This is a genomic window from Corallococcus sp. AB018, from assembly GCF_003986945.1.
Classification (GTDB): domain Bacteria; phylum Myxococcota; class Myxococcia; order Myxococcales; family Myxococcaceae; genus Corallococcus; species Corallococcus exiguus.
The window spans coordinates 91,183-111,123 of record NZ_RAWR01000001.1; the positions used below are offsets into that span (position 1 = coordinate 91,183).

The 19,941-nt window shown below is 72.0% G+C and carries 7 protein-coding genes; all 7 read right to left on the reverse strand.

Features of this window, described 5'->3' with window-relative positions:
• A complete protein-coding gene (locus tag D7Y11_RS00180; protein ID WP_126932722.1) occupies nucleotides 1–7,608 on the reverse strand; it encodes a right-handed parallel beta-helix repeat-containing protein in 7,608 nt (2,535 codons plus the stop codon).
• On the reverse strand, nucleotides 7,605–11,375 hold the full coding sequence (locus D7Y11_RS00185) for a phage tail protein (RefSeq protein WP_126932723.1): 3,771 nt from the start codon (nucleotides 11,373–11,375) through the stop codon (nucleotides 7,605–7,607). Before D7Y11_RS00185 ends, D7Y11_RS00180 begins: the two co-directional genes overlap by 4 nt.
• Nucleotides 11,376–11,826: 451 nt before the next feature.
• Nucleotides 11,827–14,340 (reverse strand): hypothetical protein, encoded by a 2,514-nt coding sequence (locus D7Y11_RS43125; RefSeq protein ID WP_158641878.1) that lies wholly within the window; start codon nucleotides 14,338–14,340, stop codon nucleotides 11,827–11,829.
• Nucleotides 14,337–18,104: a baseplate J/gp47 family protein gene (locus D7Y11_RS00190; RefSeq protein WP_126932724.1), complete on the reverse strand. Its 3,768-nt coding sequence runs from the start codon at nucleotides 18,102–18,104 to the stop codon at nucleotides 14,337–14,339. The genes D7Y11_RS43125 and D7Y11_RS00190 overlap by 4 nt, the downstream gene beginning before the upstream one ends.
• On the reverse strand, nucleotides 18,101–18,475 hold the full coding sequence (locus tag D7Y11_RS00195; protein ID WP_121751450.1) for a GPW/gp25 family protein: 375 nt from the start codon (nucleotides 18,473–18,475) through the stop codon (nucleotides 18,101–18,103). Before D7Y11_RS00195 ends, D7Y11_RS00190 begins: the two co-directional genes overlap by 4 nt.
• The gene (locus D7Y11_RS00200; protein WP_120594164.1) at nucleotides 18,475–19,662 is read right to left on the reverse strand and encodes a phage late control D family protein; all 1,188 of its coding nucleotides are present in this window, start codon (nucleotides 19,660–19,662) and stop codon (nucleotides 18,475–18,477) included. Before D7Y11_RS00200 ends, D7Y11_RS00195 begins: the two co-directional genes overlap by 1 nt.
• Complete coding sequence (locus tag D7Y11_RS00205; protein WP_120574501.1) at nucleotides 19,662–19,940, reverse strand: LysM domain-containing protein; 279 nt, start codon at nucleotides 19,938–19,940, stop codon at nucleotides 19,662–19,664. Before D7Y11_RS00205 ends, D7Y11_RS00200 begins: the two co-directional genes overlap by 1 nt.
• Nucleotide 19,941 lies beyond the last annotated feature (1 nt).

Sequence of the window (19,941 nt, forward strand, 5' to 3'; positions counted from 1 at the left end):
CTACGGGTTGAGCTCCACCACGGCGTCGGCTTCCTGGACGTGCACACCGGAGGTGGTCGCGTTGCCGACGGCCGCCACGCGCGAGCCGCCCAGGATGATGACGGAGTGGGCATACGGATCCGGTAGCGGCTCCGGCGGGAGGGGCCGGATGCCCGCGTCCTGCACCGGGATGGGGCCGGTGGTGCCGCCCGTGTAGAACGAGTCCGCCAGCACCTCGTGCAGCACGGAGACGTTGAGGATGCTCTCCTTCACCGTGGACGCCGCCGAGTCGATGCCGAGCACGCTCTTGTCCACCAGTTGGAGGGCCTTCTTCGGGTCGCCGTCCGCCGCGGTCAGCACGGAGCGCACCTGGCCCTGCACGTCCTCGGGCTTGTCCGCGTGCATCGCGACGCGGTCCACCAGGTCCCGCAGGGCGCTCGTGGGCGAGTCGTCCTTGGTCACCGCGATGCCGTAGAGCGTCCGGGCCGCCATGCTCACGTCCATGGTCGCGGGCAGCTTCGAGCGGACGTCCTGCATCGTCGTGTTGTCCAGCACGCCCTTGGCGGGGATCTCCGCCCGGGCCTGGGGAGGGAGGGGCGTGGGTTGGAAGACGAGCTCCGCGAGCAGCGTGGAGAAGGCATCGCTCGCCACGTCGCGGCGGCGCTGGAGGCCGCCCAGGAGCAGCTCCTGGTCCAGGGGCACGCCCAGGGTGGAGCCTCCGCCCACGGGAATCTGGAGCGTCAGCCTGTCCGAGGGCATCAGCCACTGGGGACGCACCACAGGCGGGGGCGGCGTCACCGTCTCCGCTCCCAGCACCACGTTGCCGGTGAAGGTCACCGGCGCTTTCTCCACGCGCAGGACGACGACGTTCACGGCGTCCAGGCACTCGCACCGGTTGCCGCTGAAGACAGTGGAGTCCGCGCGGCGCAGGTACACCGCGCCCACGCCGCCCTCGCTGCGCAGCTCATTGCCGGACACGGCCACGGAGATGACCGCGCCGCCGTTGCCCAGCAGGAGCAGCGCCGGGCCTCGCGCGGTGATGTCGTTGCCCTCCACCTGCACGCCCCGCTTCTCCTTCACCACCGGCTTCGGAAGGATGGGGAGGGGCTTGACGAGGAAGTCCACCAACGCGGGCTGCACCAGCGCCGTCGTAGCCGAGAGGTAGCGCGAGGCCGCCGCGCTGGCGCTCAGGGTGGGCGCGAAGTCCGCGGCCGTCACCGTGAGCGCGCGGTTGAGCACCGGCCCCGCGGCGAACTTCTGCTTCAACGAACCCAGCTGCACCAGGTCCTCCACGCGGGGCACCGACGCGAGCGTGGCGATGGAGGACGGCGCGGAGTTGCCGGGGACCGTGCGGCCATCCGTGCTCGGTTTGGGCACCGGGTCCGTGGCGAGGAAGGGCACGCGCGACAGCTTCGCCACCAGGTCCGGAGGCAGCGTGTCGGTGACGACGAGGACGCCCGCGCCTCCGCCACCACCGCCCGCGTGGCGCACGGTGTTGCCGCGCACCACCGTCTCGCCTCGCCAGTCGATGGCCACCTCGTGGAGCACCGCCTGCGGCAGCGTGTTGCCGCTCTCCAGGAAGACGTTGCCCTTCACCACCAGCTCGCCGGAGCCCACGAACGAGGCCACCGCCTGGCCCAGGCCGGGCTCGCCCGCGGTGGGCAGGCCCGCGCACGCGAAGAGGTGGTTGTCGGAGACCACCGTCACGGACAGGTCCGGCCGCAGCCGCAGGCCCGCCACCGCGCAGCCCTCCAGCCGATTGCCGTCCACGTCCAGCAGCGAGCCTGGATCCGTGGGCGCCTCCGTCAGCAGGTGCCCCGCAGCGCCCAGGGCGGTGATGCCGGTGGCCGTGTCGCGCACGGTGTTGTCCGCCAGCCGAACGCGGCCCTGCACGCCGGACACGAAGAGGCCGTCCGCGGGCAACGGGAAGGTGTCGAAGACGGGATCCACCAGGTCGCCGGGGTCCGGGGCCTCGCCGCGCGCCAGTTGCTCCAGCGACTTGCGCAGCATGTCCAGGATGCCGTCCAGCTCCTGCATGCCGGTGACGACGGCGACGAGCGACGCGGAGACCTTGTCGGAGCGCTGGCGCAGGTACTCCTGGAGCCGCGCGACTCGCGATGCGTCGTCCTCGGCGGGGTCCAGGGCCTGCTCCACGGCGCGCAGCAGGACCGCGGCGGCGTCCAGCTCGGCCGTCACCGCGCTGGATTTGGCGACGGCCTCCGCGGCGGTGGTCGCGGGCTCGTCCACCAGCAGGTGCAGGGCCTGGCGCGCGGGCACGCCGCCGTTGCCGCTGGTGAGCGCGGTGATGGCGTCGCTCACGCGCTGGAGCGCCAGCGTGCGCAGCCGCCCCTGGATGCCCGCGATGTCCAGCACGCGGTCGTACTGGGAGAGGTAGAGTTGCAACGAGCCGCTGAGCACCGGCCCCGGCGCCATGTCGCGCACGGCCAGCACCAGCGCGCCCAGGGCGGAGACCCAGCGCTCCAGCGGCTCCGCCTTCGGCGGCACGGGCGGTAGGGGCATGGGCAGCACCTCCAGCGTCTGCACGCGGATGCGGTCCAGGAGACTCCGGGCGATGGCCACCTGCTCCATGCGCTTCTGCGGCTGGGCAATGGCGTCGACCACCGCCTGGTGCGCCTGCAACGAGAGCGCGGACAGCTCCGCGTCGCCGCTCACCAGCTCGCCCAGCTGCCCCACCGCGGTGCCGAAGGCGCGCAGCTGCTTCTCCACCGTGTCGTCGGATTCCGTGACGAGGCCCGCCGCCTGCCGGTCCAGGTTCGTGGCGTACAGGCCGATGGTGGCGGTGATCCCCTGCGCCGCGATGCGCGTGCCGTCTTCCGGCGCGACGTCCGACGGGGGCAGCACGCCGACGGTGAAGTCCAGTACCTGCTTGAGCGTGGCGCGCATGCGGTCCACCACCGGCTGCATCTTGCCGCCGGTGCGCTCCACGTCGCGGTAGTCCGCCTCCACCTGCGAGGCCAGCGCGGGGTGGAGTTCCTGGAGCTGATCCGTCAGGGCCTCCTTGGACAGGCGCAGCTGCACGAGCACGTCCGTGTTGGCCTTCGCGTCCCGGGTGCCCGGCTGGAGCGGCAGCTGTTGCAGCGCGGCCTGGGCGAAGGTCCCGATGATGGTCTTCTTGGGTCCCACCGCCTGGCCGATGACGGGCTGCCGCGCGCGCTGCGCCTGCGCCTCGCGCAGCTGGGCCACCTGGCTCAACGCCCCCGCCAGCGTGACGATCGCGGTCAGGTCACCCGGCCCGCCCTGCACCCGGGCCAGGGCCTTGAGGAGGATGTCCTTCGTGTCGGAGGGCAGGCCCTGCACCAGTGAGTCGAAGGCGCCCTTGATGCGGTCCGCAGTCGTCGCCACGGCGTCCTTGCCGGACACGGTGGCCAGATCGAACTGCGCCACCATGTCCCACGCCTCCTGGGACACGGGGTCCGGCGCGGTGAAGCTGGAGGCGCGGCTCAGCGACGAGCGCACCGCGTGCGCGGTCTGGGTGTGGTCGTTGAAGCTCTGGGCGGCGCGCAGTTCCGCGACGTCGTTCTCCAGCGCGGAGAGGATGGAGTCGGGCACGGTCCCCAGGGCCTCCAGCTCCACCACCAGGGTGTCGAGCGGGCCGTACAGGCCCCGGCCAGCCTTCTGGCGTCCGTCCACGTTCGCGCCCGTGTACTGCAACACGATGGCGTACAGGCCCACCACGGCGCCGTGAACGTCCGCGCGCTCCGGGCGGACCGTGGAGCTCGTGACACTGAGTTGCTGGAGCACCACGGTGATGGGCGGCAGCTTCACCGGCCCCGTCACGGGCGGCGGCTGCGTCGTCGTCACCGGCGCGTGCACGCCGTCCACCTCGTTGCCCTCCACGGTGATGCCGGAGCCGGACACCACCGCGATGCCCGCCGCGCGCACCTCCGCGTCCGGGAGTCCGGGCGCGCCGTAGGCCTCCGTGCGCCCCACCTGGAGCAGCCGGTTGCCGCGCACCTGCGCCTCGTCCACGCCCGAGAGCACCACCGCGCCCCGGAGCGTCAGCCGCTCCAGCCAGCGCAGCGCCGCGTCCAGGGGAGCGCGCACGCGGGTCGTGGCGTTGGCGAGCAGCGCCTCCACGAGCGGCCGGGGACGGGACTTCGCGTCCGCGCTCAGCACGGCCTCCAGGCCCGGGTCCAGGCGGGACAGCGCCAGCGTGTTGTCCTCCTGCGACGGCACGTCCGCGAGCGCCACCTGTTCGAACCGGTTGTCCTCCACGCGCAGGCGTCCCACCGCGCCGCCCGTGCCCCAGGTGCGCACGGCCGAGTCCCCCAGCGCGCGCACCACGTTGCCTCGGATGCGCACGTCGAACACCGGCTGCGGACCGCCCAGCAGGATGCCGAAGCCCGGCGTGGACTCGCCGTCGCCTTCAATGCGGTTGTCCACCACCTCCACGTCCGAGGCGGGGCGGCCGTTGGACGCGCCGTCATCCAGGCCGTCGCCCACGACGATGCCGGCCACCACGCCCAGCACGGACGCGGCGGGCACGGCCGGCAGGGAGATCCACGACTCGCGCACACGCAGCGCCCGGCCCACCAGTTGGATGCCCACCTGGAACAGGCTGTCCGACACGGCGTTGCGGATCTCGTTGCCCACGACGTCCACGCCGTCGCCCGCGACCTGGATGCCCACGGCCGCGGATCCCAGAATCTGGTTCTCCGCCACCACCACGCGGTCCACCGGCCCCGCGAGTCCCCCTTCCGCCAGGTCCTGCACCAGGATGCCCACCTGGAAGCCCTGGACGCTGTTGCCGCGCACCTCCACGCCCGCCAGCCGCCCGTCCGCCACGTGGATGCCCGTGGTCGCGTCTCCCAGCGGCTGGAGCCGGTTGTTGGTGATGGCCAGCGCGTCCACGAAGAGGCCCGCGCGCGGGAAGGACGCGAGGAAGCGCTCCGCGAGATACGGGGCATACGGCGCCACCGCGATGCCTGTCGCCGCGCCGATGCGGTTCTCGTCGATGACGATGCGAGCGCAGGTGCCCGTCACCAGCACGCCTGTCGCCTCGGAGCCGGCCTGGTTCGCCTGGATGTGGCAGCGGCGCAGCGTCACGCCGCTGGAGTCCGCCAGCGTCACCACGCCGTGAGGCAGCGCCGCCAGCGCGTCGAGCAGCGGCTTCGCTTCCGGCACGTCCTCCAGCGGCTGGCCTGGATGCTGGCGTTGCAGCTTGCGCAGCTGCACCAGGGTGGCCACCACGGAGCCCGCCGCGCGGCCCTGGCCCGGGACAATGGCCTTGATGCGGTCGACGACCACGTCCACGAAGTCGGCTTCGGCGGACGGGTGCTTCACGTCGTCCTCCTCCAGCACCCGGTCGTCGTCCACCTCCACCAGCGGCACGAAGCGCTGGCCGTTCGACATGGCCACGCTCGTCTTCACCGCCTTCACCACGGGCTGGAGGCCTCCGCCAATCACCACGTCCTCGAAGGGGGCCTCCACCAGCTTGAGGTCCTCGATGCGCACGTCGCCATCCAGGCCGCAGCGGTCCACGAAGAAGGCGCCGCCGGAGCCCTGGGTGCGCAGCTCGGTGGCCTCGCCGTCGCCCAGGAGGTGCACGGAGGACAGGTTGCGCAGCAGCACCGGGTGCTCCAGCTTGTAGCGGCCGGCTCGCACGAAGATGGAGCCGCCCTGCCCTCCCATCCGGTCCACCGCCGCCTGGAGCGCCTCGTCGCCGGTGATGCCTTCGAGCAGGTCCTGGTCGACGTCGCCGAAGCTGCGCACGCCGTCGCCCACCACCACCGTGAAGACGCCCGGGCCGATGACGCGTTCGGAGAGCTCCACCAACCTGTCTCGCACCTGGGCGAGCGGCAGGTAGCGCGGCCGCAGGTCCTCGAAGATTCGCGTCTCGCCTCCTGTCACTCGCGCCAGGGGCACGCAGTGGTGCACCGGACCGTGCACGGGCGCGTCCGTGAGCTGCTCGACTTCCCCGCGGGCCGCGCCGTCCGCCGCGCGCACTCGCACGGTGAAGGACCAGTATTCGGTCGCGCGCCCTTCAGTGTTGCCGAACGCCAGGGTGATGCCATCGTCGAAGCGGTAGCGCACGTTGGGCACCAGCAGGTCGCCGCCGTCCCACCGGCGCACCACCGCGCCCTGCTCCGGACTGAAGGCCCGGCCCAGCGTGCCTCCCACGGGGAGCGGCACGGGGTCGGTGGTGAGCACCGTGCTCGCGTCCGCCAGCTCCAGCTTGCCCGTGTCCGCCTGGACGCCTCGCAGCAGTCGCAGTACTGGCAGCGACGGGCCTTCCGGCTGGAGCCGGGTGACCCGGTCTTCGATGACGACGAGGTCGCCAGCACGCAGCTTCGCGGCGCTCGCGGGGGAGACCTGGAGCGTCATCGCATCCGCCGCCGCGGGCGCGGTCAGCGGGAGCACCGTGGAGCCGTTGTCTCGCGACCACAGCACCACCGGCTGCGCGCCGCCCCGGAAGAACTCCACGCGGAAATGGAGGTTGTCGGAGCCCGTGTAGCCCTCGCCCGTGGAGGCGTTCTCCGTGGACAGACAGCGGTCTCGGCAAGGGTCCAGCGGCTCTGGTGGGAAGCGGTCCGGCAGCGCGCCCTTCGGGATGTTGGTGGTGAGGCGTGCGCCGCTGGTGGGCGTGGGCAGGACCTCCGCGTCGGTGTCAGACAGCCCCTGGAGCGCGCGCACCTGGGTGACGAGCCGCAGGCGCACGGTGGTGTCCTGGCCGTCCAGCGCGGGCTCCTCCAGGAACGCGTCGTCGTACTGGGTGGTGGTCTGCTCCCAGCAGTCGAGGAAGAAGAAGTGGTGCCTCGAGCCGTCCGTGGGCAGCGCCGCCAGCGGATCCGCCTCCGGTAGATCCAGCTGCACGGAGTAGCGCAGGTCCTGCTCCAGGAAGATGCGCACGCCGTCGAGCAGCATGCGGCCCGCGCCCGGCAGCGTCCCGTCACCACCCCTTATAATGATATCGGCCCCCAGCGCCGCGTCCTCCACGCGCAGCGCGGCCACCCACGTGCGGGCCACGGGCGGCAGGCCCAGCACGCCCCAGGAACTCAGCTTCGTCGGGTCCACGCCCGCGAACGCGGCGACGGGGAAGCGCACGTCGTTCCATCCCGTGGGCCGCTGCCCCAGACCGGCGGAGAGGACCGCTTCGTTCCCTTCCGTGTCCGCGACGACCACGCGCAGGTCGATGAACTCATCGTCGGTGAGTGGCCGTTCGAAGCGCAGGCCGATGACGAGCACGGAGGCGGTGAAGGTGGTGCGGTCCGAGCGCGGCACTGCCGTGAGGTCCAACGGCGCGGGCAGCGTGCGGCGCAGCGCGATGTGGCCCCGGCTGCGAACCACGAACGGCAGCGTCTCCGAGTCATAGCGGTCCAGGCGCAGCTCGCGCGGGATGATGCGCTCGTCGTCCGCGGGCAGGCCCTGCCCCGTCCAGCCGAGCACGTTGCGGATGGGATCCACCAGGTACGTGTCGACGATTCGGAAGCCGTCGTCGGGCGAGCCCTCGGCGACGTCGGCGGAGCGGCGGCGCGAGTCCACGGTGCGCAGCCGCACCTCCTCGTTCCAGTCAGCGTCGAGGCTCATGCGCCCCATCTGCTGATAGACGCCGGAGAATCGCCGGGCTTCGTCGAAGCGGGACCTGGAGGTGTACGCTTTCACGGTCATGGTCGGCTCATCCGAACGAGGTCGTCCTGGCTGCGGTCGGCGTGGAAGGGCGTGATGCCAATGGGCATGCTGTCGTCGGTGCGCGCGGAGAGTTCGCGCTCGTGGTCGGAGCGCTCGTCGTGGGCACCGGGGACTCCACCGCGCTCGGAGGCGTGGAGCGCTTCGAGGCCGTTGTTGTCGCCCAGGACGAGGTAGCCCGGGTCCGTCTGGCGGTTCGATTGGACGGACACGGTATGCACCCGCGACTGGTGCGACACCGGAGGCTGTCCGCCGCGCGCGAAGAGGCTGTAGCGCAGCCAGCCCAGGTCCGGCCGGTCCGTGCGCACCTCGCCCGCGAAGGCGCAGGAGGAAGCCTCCAGCACGCCCGCTTCCGTAGCCCCGAGCACCGTGCAGTGCCGCAGTCGCACGGTCGCGCCCGCCGCGCGGATGGCGACGGCGTCGCGGTCTCCGGCGTCGAAGGTGCAGCCCGCGGCGATGAGGTGCACCCAGGGCGGCAGTTCGATGACGCCCACCATGCAGCCGTAGAGGCGTAGCTCCACGTCGGAGGGAGGCAGCGAACGCCGCGCGCTGATGTCCTGGTGCCCACCGCCCGGCATCCACAGGCCCACCTGTCCGGGGACGCCCAGGTTGCACCAGCGCAGATCCGCTTGCCCTTGAGCGAGCACCAGGTCCAGCCGTCCCGCGAGCCACAGACCCGCGAGCCACACACGCGTGGCCGCGCTGCCGCCGAAGCCCGGGTAGAGCGCGAGCGAGAGGCCGTGCTCGTCCGCGCCGATGCAGGGCGCCGCGCCCGTGTCCGCGGCGAAGAGGGACAGCCCGTTGTCCAGGCCCTGCGACAGACGCTCCGGAGCCAGACGCGGCGAACCGATGAGGCCCAGCACCGGAGGTGCTCCGGCTGGGCTTCCTTCCGCGACGTTCACGATGTCCGGCGGGGCATGGCCGCCAGTCGCCAGCACCGGCGGCGCGCCGGTTGCGACGATGGGTCGCGCCTGGCCTCCAGTCGCCAGCGCCGGAAGCGCTACGGCTTGGAGTCCGTCCGCGACGGTGGCGACGATGGGCCGCTCCTGGCCTCCGGCGGCCAGCACTCCGCCCGCGCGCTCCGGGGAGATCCACGCGGTGACAGGAAGGCCGGCGCCGGAGCGGTCGCCAGGACGGTCCGGCGGATCGATGAACGGGAAGTCCGGCTCCGCCCACGCGGCGGGCGGACGGCGGTCCGGCGGAAGCAGCCCCGCTCCCAATGAGGCGCCCCGCCCTACCCGCGCGGAGACAGTGACGCGGCCCACGGGAGCGTCGTCCTGGAGCACGACGCGGCCCAGGCGTGGATCCACCGCGACGATGCCGGAGGCGATGCTCGGAGCGAGCGTCGTCCACGGGCCCAGGCTTCGCTGGCGCAGCTGGAACGGGTGGCGACTCAGCCGCCCAGGCACCGAATAGCGCCGCGCACCGCCGGCGACGGAAGCATCCCGCGAGTGGTACGCACCACCGGGCCGGGAATCGAGCGGGAGCGGCTGGCCCTCGCGAGGCTCGATGAACGCGGCGCCGTCGTTGGCGACGTTGAAACGCAGGAGTTCATCCGGGAGCAGGGCCAGCTCTGGCAGGAAGGCCAGGTAGCCCCGCCCGCCCAGTGAGAAGACGACCTCCGACGCGGGCAGCGGCGCCGGATCCGTGAGGAGCACGCGCCCGTCGACGTACAGCGCTTCGCCCGGAACCGGCGGGTTCGTCCCCGAGGCCTCCAGCAGTCCGGCGACCCAGGCATCCTCGCCTGCCTTCAGCGTCATCCGTTGAGGACGCGTCGTGTCCGCCCAGACGAGCGCCTCCACGCCGTCGGCGGTGGTGGTTGCCACGAGCGTGCCGGGCAGGTTCGCGGTGATGGGCAGTGGGGCCAGGGGGCGCCAGACAGGGCTCGCGGAGGCCGGATCACAGAGCATCACCGGCACGGCCAGTTCTCCCGTTACGGCCTCGCCGCCCAGGAGCATCAGTCCTTGCGCCGTGCTCAGCAGCGTCGCGGCCTTGCGCTCCTGGCGGTTGCGCACCGCATGGGGCCGCCACGGTCCGCCCGTGACCGGCAGCGACCAGAGGTCTCCAGTGGGCGCACCGCCCAGGTCACCGCCGAAGACGAAGACCCGGCCGCCGCGCACGCACAGGCTGGGATCCAGTCGCGCCGAGGGCTGCCGTGGGCTCGCGGTGTCCAACCGCGTCCCCGTCGGAGTCGCGGTGTCCAGGCCCGTCACCGACCACACGCCCAGCTTCCCCGTGCCGTCCGGTGCCACCAGCAACAGTGAGTCACCAGCGATGGCCAGGGACATGCCTGGACCGTCTGGAGGCAACGCGCCGATGAGCTCCGCCACCTGCCAGGGCGCGCCGTCAGCGCTCACGTCGAAGCGGGCAAGGCGCAGACTGCCATCCGCGAGGTGTTGCTCGATGCGAGCGACCCACGGCGCACCGGCCAGGTCCACGCGGATGGCATTGCTGCGAGGAGGCCCCTGGCGCAGACCCACGGTGAGGGTGCGCCACGTGCCGTCCACGTCGCGCAGGCGCGGCTCACCGCTCACCCGTTCCACGAGCAACGCCGCCGTGGTGCCGCCCAGGAGCTGGTTCGCTTCCGGCGAGACGGTGACGGCGTTCAGTGCGTCCGACACCAGTTCAGTGGACAGGAGCACCGTGTCCGAGTTCTCACGCGCGGCCAGCAGCGTCAGTCGCCAGGTGTCTCCGGGCGAAGGCCTGCCCCGGTCCGCGAAACGCAGCGTGGGCGAGGGCCCCACGGGCGCGGTGGGCAGCGGTCCGCGCAGGAGCGGCAGGGCTTCCGGTCCCACCAGCGGAATGCCGTCGACGGAGACGGTGATGGCATCCGCGCGTTCAGCGGCGTCGGCGTCCTCGGCCAGCGAGGTAGGGGTGAGCAGCATCGCCGCCGTGCGTCCCGTGACGAGCGACGGAGGCGCGGGCTCATGGCGAGCGGTGAGGCCTCCAGTGAGGTCCGCGCGCTCCAGGGGCTTGAGCCACACCAGGGGACCATCGCGGTCCAGTGGATCCACGCGAAAGCCCCGGTAGCCGTTGGGCAGCGTGAGCACGGTGGCCGGGGTGACTTCCTCCAACTCCACGGGCGTCAGGCGCGCGGTACGGATGAGGGCGACATCCGGACGTGCCCAGCCCAGCAGGTCCAGCGTGCGCGGCGTCGCGGCGACACGGCCCGCATCCGCGCTCCCCAGCCGGCGCAAGGCCTGGTCCAGCGTCTCCCCGGGCGCGATGCCAATGAAGGGGCCACGCTCCGGGACACCGGCGCGGGGACGCTCGATGCCAGGCGAGCGGCGGGTGAGCGGATCCGCGAGGCCGATGGGATCCCACAGCACCGCGCTGCGCCCGCGCCAGGGCAGCAGGTCGTTGAGGTCCTGGGTCTCCAGCAGGGAACGGAAGGACTCGTCCACTTCCGCATCCCAGAGGCTGGTGACGGAGAGCACCTCCTCCAGCGACGCGAGCGTGCCCTTCCGTCGGCGCCACGCCACCGCGCGAGCCACCACACCTCGCTGCACGCGAGGGTCGTCGGTGATCAGCCGTGCGCCCATCAACTCCGCGAGCAACGGCAGCGCCTGCGGACCCGCACGCTCCACGAAATGATCATCCCAGAGCTGATCCACCGCGCGCGCGAACGCATCCAGCTCCATGCCCAGCACGGCGAGCAGCTTGAGGAGCGGCTGATCCGCGAGCGTGAAGTCCCGCGCCGAGTAGAGACCCGGGAGGAGCTGGCTCAGCCGCTGAGAAGGAGGGCTCATGGGGCCAGCCCCTCCACGACCGGAAGCGTCGCGGCCAAGCCGTAACGCGCCGCACCAAGCGCCCAAACATCAATGCCGTGCACCTTCCGCCCGACACGGTCCCAACCTGTCCGACTGTCGGACAGAATCCCGCAGCTCGGCTGGAGCAGAGGTCCCCCGCCTCGGTCCTCCAATCCTGTCCGACTGTCGGACAGGTTTCCGCAGCTCGGCTGGCACGGTGGTCCCCCGCCTCGGTCCTTCAATCCTGTCCGACTGTCGGACAGGTTTTCACTGCGCGGCGGGCGCGGAGGTCCCCGGCCTCGGTCCTCCAATCCTGTCCGACTGTCGGACAGGTTCTTGCGGTGCGCCGCAGCCGGGAGTCCACGCAGGGTTCCCTCTTTCTCAGCCACGGAGACTGACCCCTTGTCCGCGGGCCTGGGGCGGGGGCCGGTCGGGCGCGTCGAGGCGGGGCTCATAGGTCCTGGGCCTCCTCGTAGGTGAGCGCGACGCCATCGCTTTCTCCAGACGGCGGGGCCCAGGCCAGCAGCTCGCCGGGAGCGGTGACGATGCGCTCGAAGAGGGCTGGCGGCGTGCCTTCGCGATGCAGCCGCTGCACCACCACCGAGCGCAGGCCCGTGATCTCCGCGAGCGCGCCGTACACGTCCGACAACTGCAGGTCCTGTCCCAGCTCCACGCGATCCGGATCCAGCAGACCAGGCTCACGCTCCGGGTCTCGGTCCACGCCCAGCCGCAGGCGCGTCTCTTGAAGCACCGCGACCGGATCCGCCCCCTTCACCACGCGCAGCAGCACCCGCAGCCGCACTTCCACACGCTGCCGGTTGATCAGGTTCAGCTCCACCTTCGGCGCCACCCGTGCCGCCAGATGCGCGTGGAGCGCTTCCAGATCGGCTGCGCCCAGGGCTGCTCCTTCCGGCCCGGCCACCACCACCTTCAACGAACGGCGGCGCACGCCATCCCGGAACACGTTCGCGCGGTGCACGCCGTCGAACACCAACGTCAGCGCCTGCACGTCCGAGAGCGACACGGCGCGGTCCATCGCGCCCACCGTGGCGGGCCCTCGCACGCGCGCCAGCGCTGGTGCCTCCGGATCCGTTCCTCCGGCCAGCGGCAGCGGGTTGAACGTCTTCTCCACGCAGGGATGCGGGCTCGCCATCGCCAGCAGCCGCAGCGCGGCCCGGTTGCCTCCTGTCCCTCTGCCAACCCGGTAGCGGACCCGCACCTCCGCGCCCAGGGGCAACGCCGAGCCGTGGTCCCCTTCCCCGAAGCGCAGCCGCGCGGCCCCGGCCGGCAGCGACTCCACCGAGAAGGCCAACTCATCCGGCGCGGCGTCCAACAACGAATCCACCGGATGCCACGCGCGTCCCCCCACCGTCAGGGACACCTCCGGCCGGCGGCCTCCCGCGCGGCTCGGATCGCGCAACCAGGTCACCGGCTCATGCAGCAGTGACACCGTGCGCAGATCCAACGCGGGAACGGCGACCTCCTCCACAGTGGAGCCCTCGCTGACGAGCATGTTGTTTCCCAGCAGCACCACGCCGTCCAACGCGTACGCGCGCGACAGCGGCGGCTGGAACGTCACCTGCGTCATCGGCGTGCGCTGACCGGGCGGAACCTCCGTGCGGACGCGCAGCACTCGCAGTGCTTCGCGGTAGATCCGCTCCGTGCCCTTCGCTCCTCCGGGGCCCAGACGCTCCACGTCCTCCGCCAGCACGAACCAGTCTCCTGGCCGCACCGGCGGTTCCTGCGAGGTGAGCCCGGAGGCATCCATCAGTGGCAGCAGGTAGAGGGTGTCCGTTCCAGATGCCGCCACGCCCAGCGGCCGGGCCACTCCCGCCTCCGCGCCGAAGGCCTGGTCCGCCCGGTTCAGCGCCTCACTGCCCTTGAGGATGACGAGTTGATCCCGCGCCTCCTGGATGAGGCTGTTCACGAAGGCATCCAGGAACGTGACCATCTTGTCCAACCGGACCGCGTGCACGGTCGGGTCCTCGTCCGCGCACGGGGCCAGCGCCTCCTCCAACGCGGCCAGTGCGTCCGCCTGCCGCTTCTGCAGGTTGCGGAGCTGGCGGGCTAGGATCTCCTGCGACTCGGACAACGCGCCCACGGGACGGCCGGGCGGAGGCACCGCCTGCGCCACGACCTTCTGGGCCTCGCACAGTTGTTCGCAGAGCGCGTCCAGCGTGCTCTTGCACGCCGCATCCCCGCCCAGGTCCAGCGTCTTCATCAACGACGCCAGCTTGCGAGCATCCTGCTTGGCGCGAGCCACCTGCCGTTCCTCCAGCGGCCCGTGGCGCTGCACCTCGATGCGATCCTGGAGCCCCGCGACCACCGAGCCGGGCCCGAAGATGCCGCCCGTGGGAGCAGGAGCCCCGGGCTCACCCGCCTCGCCTGAAGGCGCACCGGTTCCCCCACCCGTTCCACCCGTCCCCGTGCCTCCACCTGTTCCCGTCCCCGTCCCGGTTCCAGTTCCTGTCCCCGCTCCAACCGGAGGAGGCAGGAACGCACGCAGTTCGTTGAGCTCCGGCAGCAGGCGCAGCGGCGCGAGCGTCTCGAACACGGCGGCGGTTTCTTCCCCCTCCGCCGCTGAATTCACCGCCGTTCCCGGCGACAGCGTGCCGCGCACGTTCGCCTTGCAGCGGAAGTGCTGGAGCCCCACCGCCGCGGTGCCCGGACTCGGCCGATAACCGATGTGCCCGAGCAGCTTGGAGACGGAGTCCTCCAGCCGCGCGGTGGCGAGGAAGCTCTCCTCCGCCCACGCCTGCTGATACGTCCACAGCACGTGCAGCGCGAGCGCCACGCTGTCCAGCAGCCCCCGCCCCAGGTCCACCGACGATGGCGCCGCGTACGCGAGCGGATTCCACGTGGGCGCCTCGTCCAGCCGGGTGAAGACGGTGCGCGCCGACTCGCCCAGCCGGGTGCGGAGCTGCTCATGCGTCAGCGCCTGGTGCGTGGAGGGAACGCGGCTCATCGCAGCCCTCCGCACACCTGCACGGTGAGGACGCCTTCCGAACCCGGCCAGTAACCACCCCGGGCAGTGGCCACCTCGTCGGGTCCAATGGGAATGACGCCCGCCTCCAGCCGCTCCTGCGATTGTGGCTCCAGCCGGCGGAAGCGCTTCACCCGCACCGCCGTCACGCCCGGGACGCGCAGCACCGCCTGGTACAGGTCCGCGAGCTGCACATCGCCGTTCAGGCCAGAGCGGTCCGGATCCAACAGGCCGCCGTCCCCAGCGATGGCGCCCACCACCGCGTCGCGCACCTGGTCGGCCTGCGCATGCGGCGAGGCATCCACCTCCAGGTCCAAGTCGAGCGGCACCCATTTGGGCGGCAGCGCTTCCACGTCCACGCCCAGCAGGCGGATTTCCTCCAGGCGACTGCGCACCCCCGCCCATCGGCGCAGCAGCTCGTCGCGGTCGAGCGTGTCCTCGTCGCGCAGCAACACCGTCACGCGGATGACCGTGCGCAGGTCCCGGTCCACGGCGCGCGCCGAGGCCCCCGCCACCTCCGGCATCTGCTGGAGCATCCGCACGTAGTCGTCGACCGTGACGGCGGACAGCGGCTGCGACACACCCGCCGGTGCGCGGTAGCGAATGGAGTCGAGCGACTCCGCGTCGCGTCCCTCCACCGCGGGCAGCGGGTTGTCCACGCGCACCAACGCGCGCACGTCGTCCATCGATTGGGCCAGCAGCTCGCCCGCGGACGCGGAGCGCTGCGGATCCAACGGCACCTGGAGCAACCGCGTGAGCACGCCCTCCCCCACGTTGGCCACCGTCCCCAACCCCACGCGCAGCGACAGTCCCAGCGTCGTCTCCCGGGGCGGAAGCACGGCGCCGTTGACGCCGTCGCCCCAGCGCAGGCTGGCGCCACCCGTGGGGGTCGCGCGCAGCACGAACACCTCATCCCCCGGCCCCTGGATGGACAGGTCGTCCACCAGCGTCCAGGGGTCGTCCTCCACGCTCACCTGGAGCTGGGGCGTCCCGCGCCGCGACGTCTCCTCCGGCAGTGGATACCCGAAGGCCTGGACGCTGACCGGATGGAACGGCAGGGCGAACTCACGCTCCTCGCTGCCGTCCACGACCGGGGACAACAACGCACGCCACTGCGCGAGGCTGCGCGCGAAGGGCTCCGCCGAGTCCGCCTCGAAGCCCTCTGGAAGCGGCGTCACCGGCAGCCCGTGATGCGCGGGCACCACGTTGCCCAGCACCGTCGCGCGAGGCCCGGGTGCGGGGTCTCCCGGCGCCAGGAACACCTCCGGCGCGAACCTGCGGGGATCCCACCCGACGAAGGTCGTATCGGTGGCGAGCGCTACAGACGTCACTCGCACCACGTGCCCGCTCTCGCCGCGGCCCCGGTAGAGGATCAGCCACCGGCCGGGCTCCAGCTCCGGGTACAGCCCCGCGAGTGTCGCGCCCGTGTCCCCCAGCTGCACGGACTCCGCGAGCGTCACGGTCTCCAGCCGGGGGAAGTACGACAGGGGCGACTCGGTGACGAACACCAGCGAGTGCTCGTCCGTGGAGACATTCGCCACCAGCGTTTCAGCGGGAATCTCCAGCACGCCGCCACCGGTGAGGAACTCCAGCGCGGTGGTGCCGGGCGGAAGCACCGACAGATTCAGTTCCTCCAGCCGTGCCTTCACCAGCGCCGCGAGCGCCTCCGGATCCAATCGGAACCGCAGCATCACCGTGGCGGAGAGCCCCGGATCCGGCACGTAATCCAGTCCGCGCGCGTGGTCCTCCACGGAGCGCCGCAACCGGGCGTCCTCCAGGAAGCCCTCCACCACCGCGCGCTCCTGCTGGTACGCCAGCGAGTCCAGCTGCGCGGCCACGGCCTCCAGCAACATGGTCGTGAAGTCCGCGGGCCCCCGGTCCTCCCACGGCGACATCACCGTGCGAGCCCGCTCCAGCATCACCGCCAGCAACGACTGCGCATCGCGAGCCTGGTAGTCCACCAGCGCGCCAGGCGCCGGACGCTCCGGGGCCGCGAGCCACGGGCGCGGCTGCGGATCCCTCACGTCACAGCCTGGCACGACGTCCGGAGCCCACGCGCCAATGAATGGCGGCGGGTCGCGAGGACCATCGCCCGGAACCGGCACGGCCGCCCGCGAGATGGCAGCATCCGGAACCAGCCGCAGGTCCACGGTCTCCGGGGGCGGCAGGCCGCCAGTGAGCAACACCGGAGGAATCTCCGGAGTCCCCGGCGTCCGATACGGCAGTGGCCCCACCTCCAGGAACGGCGGGGCCGCGCCCTGAGCGAACAGCGCGGGAGAGGCGGACAGCTCCGCGTCCGGCTCCAGCACGAACGGCGCGCCCACGATGGCCGTGAAGAGCGAGTCGTAGGCGCGAATCTCCCCGGGCCCCAGCCGCAGCCCATGCGCATGCCGGTGCCAGGTGAGCTGCGCGAGCAACAGCTGTTCCGCCTGGAGCCAGCCCGCGTGCACCGACGTCCAGGCCTCGGTGCGTCGCACCAGCGCCGTGCGCAGTCCGCCCTCCAGTTGCAACGCGGTGCCGGTGATGACGAAGAGGGAGCAGTCCTCGACGGCGATCTCCCCCGGCGTGCCCACGTCCAGCACCGGCTCCAGGCCACCCAGCGGCGCGGCCACGTGCAGTCCCACGACGTCCGCATCGGTGGGAAACGCAGGCAGCGTCAGCGGCCCCACGACCGAAGCAGACAGTGCATCCAACGCGGCGATGAGCCAGTCCGACCAGGACGCTTCGGGCTGCGCGGACACCGGAACAGGCGCCGCTGACACACGGCTCACCTCCACGTCACGAACCACCACCGGCTCCAGCGAAGGTCCCCCCAGCACCCGCATGCCCGTGGCGCGCGTTCCGGCGGAGACATCCTCCACCTGGCCCATGGCCACTTCGATGCTCCGCCCACCCAATGCGAGCACGCCCATCGGGAACCCGCCCTGTACCCGCTGCACGGTGAAGCCACGCACCTGGAGCACGCCCGCCGAGGCCACCAAGAGCCCGATGCTCCACTGCACCCCGAACGCATCCACCTCGCTCACGGACACGTCCACCATGGACAGGCCCTCGCCCTCCTCCCGAGCCACCAGCACCCGCGCTCCGGTCGCGTTCGGCCCGGAGACCTGCGACACCGTGAGCCCGGACAGGTCCGCACGGGTGAAGCCCGCCAGCTCCAGGCCCACGCCCGTCTCCATGCCCATGACGTTGCGCACCGCCACGTCCGCCCACTGCGAACGCTGGCAGACCGCCCGCACGCCGAAGGCATCCCCCACCGTGGCCCTCACGCCGTCCACGGACAGGCCCGTGACGCGGGCCTCCGTCGCCAGCAACCGGAGCCCCGTCGCCACCTCGCCCTTCGCCTGCGTCACCGTGAGCGAGTCGATGACCACCGTGCCGTCCGGCGTCTCCACGCTCATCGCCGCGCAATCCCCCGACGCCGTGGCGCTCACCGTGACGTCCGACACCTCCACCCGCGCCCCCAGGAGGACCAGCCCGGCGTCCACCGCCACCACCGTCACGCCCGACAATCCGGTGACGAGCCCCGTGACTTCGAGCGTCCCGCCGTCGAGCTTCAGCGTCACGCCCGGACCGCCCGTGAGCCGCAGCGCGTGCGCGGGCGTGCCGATGACGAAGTTCGTGGTGAGCACGCCCTCGCCCACGGGCAGCACCCACTCCACCTCGCCCGGCGGAGTGGTCTCCAACGCGGCCTGTGCCTCCGCGAGCGACGCCTCCAGCGGCAATGTCAGGACCCGCGCGCTCACGGCGGCGCCTCCAGGTCCCGGCGGAACAGCTCCGCGTGTTCCTCGCCCGTCGCCAGCAGCGTGTAGAGGATGTCCACGTAGAGCGTGGCGTCCTCGGCGCTCACCTTCACTGCGTCCAGGCGCACCTGGTCGCGCATGAACTCCTGCACGTTGAGGCGGATGATGTACTCGGCCGTGGCGGCGGCCTCCGGGCTCGCGGCGCCGAACACCATTCGCTGCACGCCGCATCCGAAGCGCGGCCGGTTCACCCGCTCCCCGGGCAGCGTGAAGAGCAACTGCTCCAACTGCTGGCGGATGACCTGCGAGGGACCCACCGTGCGCGGAGTGCCCAGGTCTCCCAACTGGAAGGGGAAGTTCAGGCCGCGCCCCATCACGCCACCCCGTTGAGCGCGTCGCGCGCCAGGTCCACGTCCACTTCGTAGCGGGCCAGCGCCTCCGCCCACACCCAGCGGTGCCGAGCGCCGCGCACGTACCAGGTGCCATCCATCAGCTTGCCCGCCCCCACGAGCCCTACCGGACGCCGGGCGCGAAGGATGCGCTCGTAGCGCAGGCCCTGCACCGTGCCGTTCGCCTCCGCGAGCCAGTCCGCCTCGCGGTAGTCCGACCACGCCAGGTTCTCCACCTCCGGCACGTCGTGCGGCACGTCCACGTACTGCAGGCCCACTGCCTTCGTCTGGGGCCGCTTCGGCAGCACCGCCGCCATGCGCGCCTTCAGGATGTCCGCTCGGCTCGTGGGCCCCATGCGCGGGAAGCGAGGCGCCGTCACCGTGGCGGAGCGGATCCGCCGCGTCCGCTCGTCGATGTGCTCGCCATGCAGCTCCGTGGGGCGGTGGCTCTCCCAGCGCGCCTTGAGCTCAATGACGGTCGGCGTGGAGCGAGGAATGAGCGACAGGTCCGGCTGCTTCGGACCATTTGGCCGGGGCAGGTGGAAGTGGCCCACGCTCTCCGGCGCCGCGTTGGCGCCCGCGCCCACCGGCCCCTGCTTGCGCTCCACGAAGACCTCGAAGCCGTTGCGCCGCGCGAGCCACCGGAGGAGCGACGCATCCGTTCCGCGCTGGAGCACCACCGCCCGCGCCGGGTCGCGCACGGGCGCCGTCTCCTGCACGTCCAGCGCGAAGCCGTATTCACCGTACAGCTGCCGCACGATGCCCGCGTCGGACAGCCCGCTGAACGAGCGCGTGCGCTCCTCCAGGTGCATCAGGCACGACGCGTCCAGCCCGTACACCTCCAGCGACGAGTCCGGCATGCGCGAGGGGCCGAAGTACGGCTCCACCGCGGTGATGTAGCCGTCGAACACCACCTCCTGCACGTCCGGCGCCTCGCTGTCCGGAGCGCCCAGCCCGAAACTGATGGTGACGCGCTTGAGCAGCGCGAAGCGCCCGTCCGCCAGCGCGTCCCAGTCCCCCGAGTCCGTGGGCGCCATGTCCAGGGACAGGTGGAAGGAGGACGCGTCGTCGGTGCGCTCGTCCACCTCCAGACGCGACACCCGGCCGCGGGCGTCCGTCATGGGCTGCCCGTCGATCCACAGCTGGAGGAACGCCGCGCGCTGATCCGCCATCAGGGCTTCTCCGGGATGAACAGCACCGTTCCCGGCTCCAGGAGCGCCTCGGGCTCGAAGGTGGGGTTGGCGTCCACGATGCGCCACGCCTGATACGGGTCGCTGAAGTAGCGCTGCGCGAGCAGGTCCAACCGGTCCCCCGCCACCACCTTGTGCAACAGGGACGTGGGCACGCTCGGAGCCACGCGGGGCACGTACAGCGACACCGTGGCGCCCTCCGGCCCCAGCGGCACCGCGTACGTCGGCAGGTCCTTGTGTCGCGAGGAAGGGTCGCTCATG

Excerpts from the sequence above, each read along its gene's own strand:
- D7Y11_RS00180 (WP_126932722.1), bottom strand. The coding sequence starts at position 7,608 with ATGACCGTGAAAGCGTACACCTCCAGGTCCCGCTTCGACGAAGCCCGG.
- D7Y11_RS00185 (WP_126932723.1), bottom strand. The coding sequence starts at position 11,375 with ATGAGCCCTCCTTCTCAGCGGCTGAGCCAGCTCCTCCCGGGTCTCTAC.
- D7Y11_RS43125 (WP_158641878.1), bottom strand. The coding sequence starts at position 14,340 with ATGAGCCGCGTTCCCTCCACGCACCAGGCGCTGACGCATGAGCAGCTC.
- D7Y11_RS00195 (WP_121751450.1), bottom strand. The coding sequence starts at position 18,475 with ATGGGGCGCGGCCTGAACTTCCCCTTCCAGTTGGGAGACCTGGGCACT.
- D7Y11_RS00200 (WP_120594164.1), bottom strand. The coding sequence starts at position 19,662 with ATGGCGGATCAGCGCGCGGCGTTCCTCCAGCTGTGGATCGACGGGCAG.
- D7Y11_RS00205 (WP_120574501.1), bottom strand. The coding sequence starts at position 19,940 with ATGAGCGACCCTTCCTCGCGACACAAGGACCTGCCGACGTACGCGGTG.